Genomic DNA, 6,616 nt, shown 5'->3' on the forward strand with positions numbered 1-6,616 from the left:
CATACTTAAAAACTAAAACGAAAGGAGCTGATCAACATGCAGGAAGATGTAATCAAACTGTCCCCTGATGCTTTGGGGTACAAGGATCGGGGAAAAATGAAATGGATGGGCATGATGCTGTCTGACCATGCTGAAGCACTGAAAAAGCAGAAAAAGGCCAGCCAGTCAGCCGTGATCGTTCCAAAAGAGAATCAGCCACTCGAAGACATCAGCGCCTCTCTTTATAAAAGCTATACATCAAAAAAGCCATTGGCCATTCAGCTCGATATGATAAAAGACGGGAACTACCTTCCCGATACGGAAGGGCTTGTAAAAGGTTTTAAAGGCTCCATCGTATTTATTGAACGTCGCGACCGCTCAATCAGACAGATCCGACTGGAAGATATCAGACACATCAGCTGGATCGATGCTGCTTCCTGGTTTGAAAAATACCAGCGGCAGCCAGTTTCTTACTGAACGAAAAAAGCCCTTCTGGATGAAAGAAGGCTGTCTTCATTTCATCCAGAAGGGTACTGATATCTGATTTCATAATATTCAATGTTAGTGACAGTACAAATGCCTTATTTAATGCCGTGCCGTAGAGAATTTAGCATAAATCTTTTTCATCTGTTTATTGCCGGCAAAGAATCGTACAGTGGCAATGCGCACAACGACCATGACAGCATTCTGAATAAGTCGAGGCGGCAGAAGAACAGCAATCGGATTTTGAGTCAGAATATGAATCCAGATTGTATTCAATGTCAGGTTGACAAACAGAGCAATCAGCACTTCAGCCATTATGATCCGTTTCAAAGTCACGTCACGTTTGTTAAGAAACAGCCCGTAAATAAGTCCTGTCAGAAAGGCTGACAAGGTAAATCCAGGGAAGAATCCACCGACACCCGGACCGATGATAAAACCTAAAATATCAGCCATGACTGCCCCAAATCCGCCTATCCATGGTCCGAAAAGCATCCCGATCAAAGCGGTTGGCAGGAAAGCGAACGTAATACGGACCACTGGTGTCGTAACGCCTACCATCCCGAGCGTAATATTCATTGCGACCAGTAGGCCAACAATGGCAATGCCTAATGTCCGGTTCTTCATTGTCCACCTGGATAAGCGGACAGCCCGGAAAACCAGCAGCCAGATATAGTATAAGAAGGCGATGCCGTAAATAAGGCCATTGTCTTCATAAACTAGATTGGTCTGAAGCAGTTCTCTTTGGAGGAAAAGCAGAAAAGGTGCACCTGTAACCAGGAGGCCGAGAAGCAGACTGATCAGCATACTTTCTTCTTCCAGCCGTCCGGATACGGCCACACTGATCAGCAGTAGCAGTCCTGTAAAGAATGCAAGGAAGAGCATGTCTGTCAGAATCGTCTGCAGATCTCCAGTTCCGTCAAGCAGCTGATTGAGTCCACCCATTCCGCTTTGTGAACGTGCGAAAGGAATGAGAAAAGCCAGGCATAAAGGTCCAGCCAGACCGATAAACCCATAGTGGAACCATTTGTTCTGGCGTCTGCCAGTATGTGGTGTTGCAGTCATATCGAAGATCTCCTTTAATTTTAGTTCTCTTTCAGCCAACGAATAAAAAAAGCTTCACGTGCCGTTCAGCCTCGACAAGAAAATACCTTAGTATCTGTTTGAGCTTCAGCTCTTACAGATATACTAGAGATCGCCGGAGCGATAGCGAGTAGTGGAAATTTGCCCCGAATTGCTGTGACTCTAGCATTTTAATGCGTAGAGACAGAGTATGCGGCAGAAGAGCATCCTGCGCAATGGGTAAATTTATCTTTTTCTCGAGAGGCTGGTACGTGTAGCTAGATAGTATCAGCTACTACACGGAACTTGTACTTTTCAACAGACTGAAAAAGGGCATTAAACTGAGTACGGCAGCCCCAGTAAAATTAAAGAGTCCTCACTAAAAAACTATTCAGTTTTCAAGCGGATGCAGAGAAAAATCGCAAAACTACCGTTTCTTCGTCTGGAGGCAACATCCCATCCACCCAGCACTTAACGTTTTCCTCTTACTCTTTTTCCTTTTCTATTATAAGCGACTTGCCCGATATCTTCAATAGGGTGACGATAATTTACTGATCAAGTCCAGTTTTCTTCAACCCCTGCTCGGTTATCAGAAAGTCTACCGGCACATCATGTGCTTCAATCGGAAAAGATTCGACGATCTGATTGGAATGAAGCAGCGAGACAGTAGGCTTGTTGAAACCAGCAAGTAACCGGTCAAAATATCCGCCCCCGTATCCGATGCGGTAGCCCGCCGATGTAAAAATCAGGCCGGGAACGATCATCAGATCCAAGTCTTCCGGTTCACGACGAGTGGTCTTTTCCGGTAAGGGTTCTTCAAGTCCGAAGTACCCTTTTTCCAGTTGTCTGAACGAACTGATTTCATAAAAATGGAGATCTTTTGTTTCGTGAATCGATTTCGGCACACAGACCGTCTTCCCTTCGTCCCAGGCCCGTTCAATAATCGTTCGTGTGTCCCACTCCCGATCGCTTGAAACAGTCACACCGATGGAGACAGCATTCTTCCATAAGTCCGACTCAAACAAGTGATCGTGCAGATCGTTTTCCGTACGGTTTCTTTCGAGCCAGCCGATTTTTTCAAGAGAGAGGAGCATTCCTTTTCGTAAGTCTTCTTTCCCCATACTTTCTTCCTCCTTTAATCCGAACGCTGATTCCATGCAGCTTGAGCGACTTGTTCAGCCAGTATCGCGGTCGTGATTGACCCGACTCCCCCAGGTACGGGGGTGATCGCTCCAGCTTTTTCATACACATCATCATAGCTGACATCACCCACAGGCTTGCCGTCTTTATATCCGAAGCCTACATCAATGACTATGGCGCCTTCCTTGATGTGTTCTGCTTTTATCAGTTCAACAACACCTGTCGCTGAAATCACGATATCCGCCTGGCACGTATAATGCTTGATATCCTTCGTCTTTACGTGAACATTCGAAACAGTCGCTTCTTCATTCAGCAGCATAATGGACAAGGGTTTGCCGACGACCGGACTGCTCCCGATGACGCAGACATCTTTTCCTTCAACTTCTATTCCATAAAATTCAAGTAAAGCCATGACTGCTTTAGGCGTGCTCGGGACGAGAGTGGTCGGATCATTTTCCACTACCCGACCAAGGTTTTCAGGTGTCAGTCCATCGATGTCCTTATTTGGGTTAAGGCAACGCGCAATGTCATTGCGGGCCAAAGTGTCCGGCAGCGGCTGCATGACCAATATCCCATGAATATCAGCTTTCTGGTTGAGTGCCTCTATCGATTGAAGGACCTCTTCGGCATCTGCTGTTTCTTTAAAAACGACAGGCTCCACTGCAATACCAGACTGCTGCATAGTCTTTATCGCCGCATTCTCATAAGAAATGGATGATTTATCGTCTCCTACTCTTACAATGGACAAAGTCGGATAGCAGTCAATTTTCTTAAGGTCTTCCACCGTTTTCACGGTCCGTTCCAGTAATGCCTTTGCTACAGGTCTGCCTTTCAATTCTTTAGTCATAAAGTCCCTCCGTCTTTAATGATTGATAATAAACAGGTGAACAGCACGTTTCTCCCCATGCCCTGTTCACCATTGTGCCCTAAATAGATTCCGGCCACTCATTTTTTTCCAGAAAATATTCGATGGTCTGACGCAGCTGGCTGATTCGCTGTTTACCGGTTGACAGGCGCTCGATTGCTTTCTTCTCAAGTTCATTTCTTTCATTTTTATCTGAAAGAAGTTTCGTATTTATCGTGACATTCAAGACAGCTGTTTCAAGTACTGTCCCCATAAACAATGTCGCCACCATCAGATCATTCACGATTGTCCCTCTCATTTTCATGCGGGTCAGCTGCTCGATCAGATCGATCAAGTCGTGACTTTTTTCAAGCATCTCAAGAGGTGGCTGAGCAGCGCCTCTAATAGCTTTCTGAATTTCTTTCTGGCGTCTTTCTTTTTCATCTTCATTACCTTTGGGCAGCTTGTATGCCATCAGAACAGGCTCAAAAGCAACTGCATCATCTTTTGCCAGCTGTTCAAATGCTTTTCTCAAATCATGTGACGCTTCCAGAGCCTGTGTAATCTCTTCTGAATAATCAGCATAGGCCTTCTTGTCTTTCTGAATATCTGCTACCATGCGAACAAGAGCAGCACTCATTGAAGCAATGTAAGCAGCGGCACTTCCTCCTCCCGGTGTTCCTTCTTTCTTCCCGAGTTCAGTCAGATAGCCTTCAATCGTCAGTTCGTTCATTCCTAAGCCTCCTAAAACAGTCCGGAAATTTTGCCGTTTTCGTCCACATCCACATGTACCGCAGAAGGCACTTTCGGAAGACCAGGCATACGCATGATATTTCCTGTCAGGACGACGATGAATCCCGCCCCTACAGACACAGTCAAATCTCTGATGTTGACATTGAAATCTGTTGGGCGACCTAAAGCAGTCGCTGTATCTGACAAGGAGTACTGTGTTTTCGCCATACAGATCGGCAGATCCCCATACCCCAGTTTTTCCAGACGTTTCGCCATCGTCTTAGCTTTTTTGCTCCATTCCGTTCCTTTTCCGCCATATACAGACTGGACGATTTTCTCTATTTTTTCTTCAATCGGGTCACTCAGTTCATAAGCGTAGCTCAGGTCAGACTCTTCTTCGGTCATTCGGACGACTTCTTCAACCAGTTCTACTCCGCCTTCTCCGCCTTTGGCCCAGACATCTGACTGGACAACCTTGCTTCCCGTTTCTTCAATAGCTTTCCTCAGCACATCCAGTTCATTTTGAGTATCACCAGGAAAAGCATTGATCGCAACGACTGCAGGAAGAGAGAAAGTCTCCTGGATATTTTCTATATGTTTAAGCAGGTTAGGTAGGCCTTTTTTCAAAGCCTGCGTATTCTCCTGATCCAGATCCGTTTTCTTTACTCCCCCATGCATTTTAAGCGCACGGATCGTAGCAACAATGACCACTGCATCGGGTTTGATATTCCCCATGCGGCATTTGATGTCGATGAACTTTTCAGCTCCCAGATCAGCACCGAAGCCCGCTTCGGTTACGACATAGTCTGCATGAGCCAATGCCATTTTTGTGGCCAGCATACTGTTACAGCCATGAGCGATATTGGCAAATGGTCCGCCGTGGATGAATACCGGCGTATGTTCCAGAGTCTGAACCAAATTCGGTTTGAGCGCATCTTTAAGCAGCGCCGATACCGCTCCTTCAGCTTGAAGTTCTCCCAGCTTCACTGGTTCATTATCGAAGGTGTAACCGATCAGACAGTTTCTCAGTTTATCTTTCATTTCAGCCATTGAACTGGACAGACACAACACAGCCATGATTTCAGAAGCAACGGTAATATCAAACCCGTCTTCTCTTGGCATCCCGTTCGTTCGAGCGCCGATTCCGCTGACGATCGAGCGGAGCTGACGGTCATTCATGTCCATTGCCCGTCTCCAAGTCACGCGTCTCGGATCTATATTCAGTTCATTTCCCTGATAAATGTGATTATCGATCATCGCCGCTACCAGATTGTTGGCAGCCCCTATGGCATGAATATCACCTGTGAAATGAAGGTTGATGTCTTCCATTGGAATCACCTGAGCGTATCCACCGCCAGCAGCCCCACCTTTGATTCCGAAAACCGGTCCAAGCGAGGGTTCACGCAGAGCAATGGCTGTTTTCTTGCCAATTTTCTGAAGCGCGTCTCCCAGACCTACAGAGGTCGTGGTTTTCCCTTCTCCAGCTGGAGTCGGATTGATAGCCGTCACCAGGATCAGCTTGCCGTTTTTCCCCGCATGATTATGTAGTGCACTGTAATCCACTTTCGCTTTATACTTGCCGTAATGTTCAAGAGCATTGTCTTCGATTCCTAATTTCTGAGCAATGTCTCCAATCGGGAACATATCTGTTGACTGAGCTATTTCGATATCACTTTTTACCATTTTTTACCCCTCCTGCTGATGATGATAGACTGATCCATTTAACTGGACACAAGTTTCTGGAAGTGATTACACATCACTTCCGATTTTACTTTTTCAGTATAACATAGAGTGTTTATGAGCCCACTTTAATTTCTTTTTTTTATCCATTTTCACCTTTTCATAGGGGCAGGTTAAAATTATTCCCTGCTCAATGAGAAACAATCGACATTTTTCATTAAATTTCGTATGATTATAATATAAGAACATTTAGGAGGAGCTCATTTTGAAAATAATTGACCGCACGGCACTGACATTACTTATCATCGGCGGCATTCATCTATTACTTATCGGTTTGTTCGGGTTCAATGCTGTAGAAACCTTATTCGGCAATGCTGAAGAATGGGGAACACGTATCGTTTATATACTTATCGGCTTGAGTGCCTTATGGTGCTTCAAGTACTATTCCTTTACACCCCGGGGTGGCAGTCGGCTGAAAGACCGCTAACCTTCTGGACAAGCTGACTGAAAGCCCATCACCCTGTGACTGGGCTTTTTTTTCGGACATTTATTGTAAGCTTCGACCTGTTTCGGACTTAAGTAGGCCTCAGATGTTATCTCCTCACAGCCCTATGATTCCTGTTCAATCGAGTAGGGGGTAAATAATTAATTTATTTACCGTCCTCTCACACCACCGTACGTACGGTTCCGTATACGGCG

The 6,616-nt window shown here is 45.6% G+C and carries 7 protein-coding genes and 1 riboswitch; of the genes, 2 read left to right on the forward strand and 5 right to left on the reverse strand.

Annotated elements, in window-relative coordinates; all coding sequences use genetic code 11:
- The first annotated feature begins 36 nt into the window (after positions 1-36).
- Entirely contained in the window at positions 37-456 is a 420-nt protein-coding gene (locus ABFX15_RS08095) for a hypothetical protein (protein ID WP_346024952.1), read from the forward strand.
- A gap of 108 nt (positions 457-564) precedes the next feature.
- Here ABFX15_RS08095 and ABFX15_RS08100 read toward each other — a convergent pair whose 3' ends face one another.
- The 5 genes from ABFX15_RS08100 to ABFX15_RS08120 form a co-directional block, all read right to left on the reverse strand.
- On the reverse strand, positions 565-1,524 hold the full coding sequence (locus tag ABFX15_RS08100; RefSeq protein WP_346024953.1) for a folate family ECF transporter S component: 960 nt from the start codon (positions 1,522-1,524) through the stop codon (positions 565-567).
- 395 nt (positions 1,525-1,919) lie between these two features.
- A riboswitch (THF riboswitch) is annotated at positions 1,920-2,016 on the reverse strand.
- A gap of 53 nt (positions 2,017-2,069) precedes the next feature.
- On the reverse strand, positions 2,070-2,642 hold the full coding sequence (locus ABFX15_RS08105; protein ID WP_346024954.1) for a 5-formyltetrahydrofolate cyclo-ligase: 573 nt from the start codon (positions 2,640-2,642) through the stop codon (positions 2,070-2,072).
- A 14-nt stretch (positions 2,643-2,656) separates the two neighbouring features.
- The gene (locus ABFX15_RS08110; RefSeq protein WP_346024955.1) at positions 2,657-3,508 is read right to left on the reverse strand and encodes a bifunctional 5,10-methylenetetrahydrofolate dehydrogenase/5,10-methenyltetrahydrofolate cyclohydrolase; all 852 of its coding nucleotides are present in this window, start codon (positions 3,506-3,508) and stop codon (positions 2,657-2,659) included.
- A 79-nt stretch (positions 3,509-3,587) separates the two neighbouring features.
- Positions 3,588-4,238 (reverse strand): cyclodeaminase/cyclohydrolase family protein, encoded by a 651-nt coding sequence (locus ABFX15_RS08115; protein ID WP_346024956.1) that lies wholly within the window; start codon positions 4,236-4,238, stop codon positions 3,588-3,590.
- Positions 4,239-4,249: 11 nt separating this feature from the next.
- The gene (locus tag ABFX15_RS08120; protein ID WP_346024957.1) at positions 4,250-5,920 is read right to left on the reverse strand and encodes a formate--tetrahydrofolate ligase; all 1,671 of its coding nucleotides are present in this window, start codon (positions 5,918-5,920) and stop codon (positions 4,250-4,252) included.
- Between the two features lie 262 nt (positions 5,921-6,182).
- Here ABFX15_RS08120 and ABFX15_RS08125 point away from each other — a divergent pair, with 262 nt between their 5' ends.
- Positions 6,183-6,404, forward strand: coding sequence for a DUF378 domain-containing protein (locus ABFX15_RS08125; protein ID WP_346024958.1), 222 nt, complete (start codon positions 6,183-6,185; stop codon positions 6,402-6,404).
- Positions 6,405-6,616: the final 212 nt, after the last annotated feature.

The sequence above is a fragment of the Alkalibacterium indicireducens genome, assembly GCF_039522005.1.
GTDB lineage: Bacteria > Bacillota > Bacilli > Lactobacillales > Carnobacteriaceae_A > Alkalibacterium > Alkalibacterium indicireducens.

What these genes read in the sequence shown, in the direction of transcription:
- ABFX15_RS08095 (WP_346024952.1), top strand. Translation starts at nt 37, where the DNA reads ATGCAGGAAGATGTAATCAAACTGTCCCCTGATGCTTTGGGGTACAAG.
- ABFX15_RS08120 (WP_346024957.1), bottom strand. Translation starts at nt 5,920, where the DNA reads ATGGTAAAAAGTGATATCGAAATAGCTCAGTCAACAGATATGTTCCCG.
- ABFX15_RS08110 (WP_346024955.1), bottom strand. Translation starts at nt 3,508, where the DNA reads ATGACTAAAGAATTGAAAGGCAGACCTGTAGCAAAGGCATTACTGGAA.
- ABFX15_RS08115 (WP_346024956.1), bottom strand. Translation starts at nt 4,238, where the DNA reads ATGAACGAACTGACGATTGAAGGCTATCTGACTGAACTCGGGAAGAAA.
- ABFX15_RS08105 (WP_346024954.1), bottom strand. Translation starts at nt 2,642, where the DNA reads ATGGGGAAAGAAGACTTACGAAAAGGAATGCTCCTCTCTCTTGAAAAA.
- ABFX15_RS08100 (WP_346024953.1), bottom strand. Translation starts at nt 1,524, where the DNA reads ATGACTGCAACACCACATACTGGCAGACGCCAGAACAAATGGTTCCAC.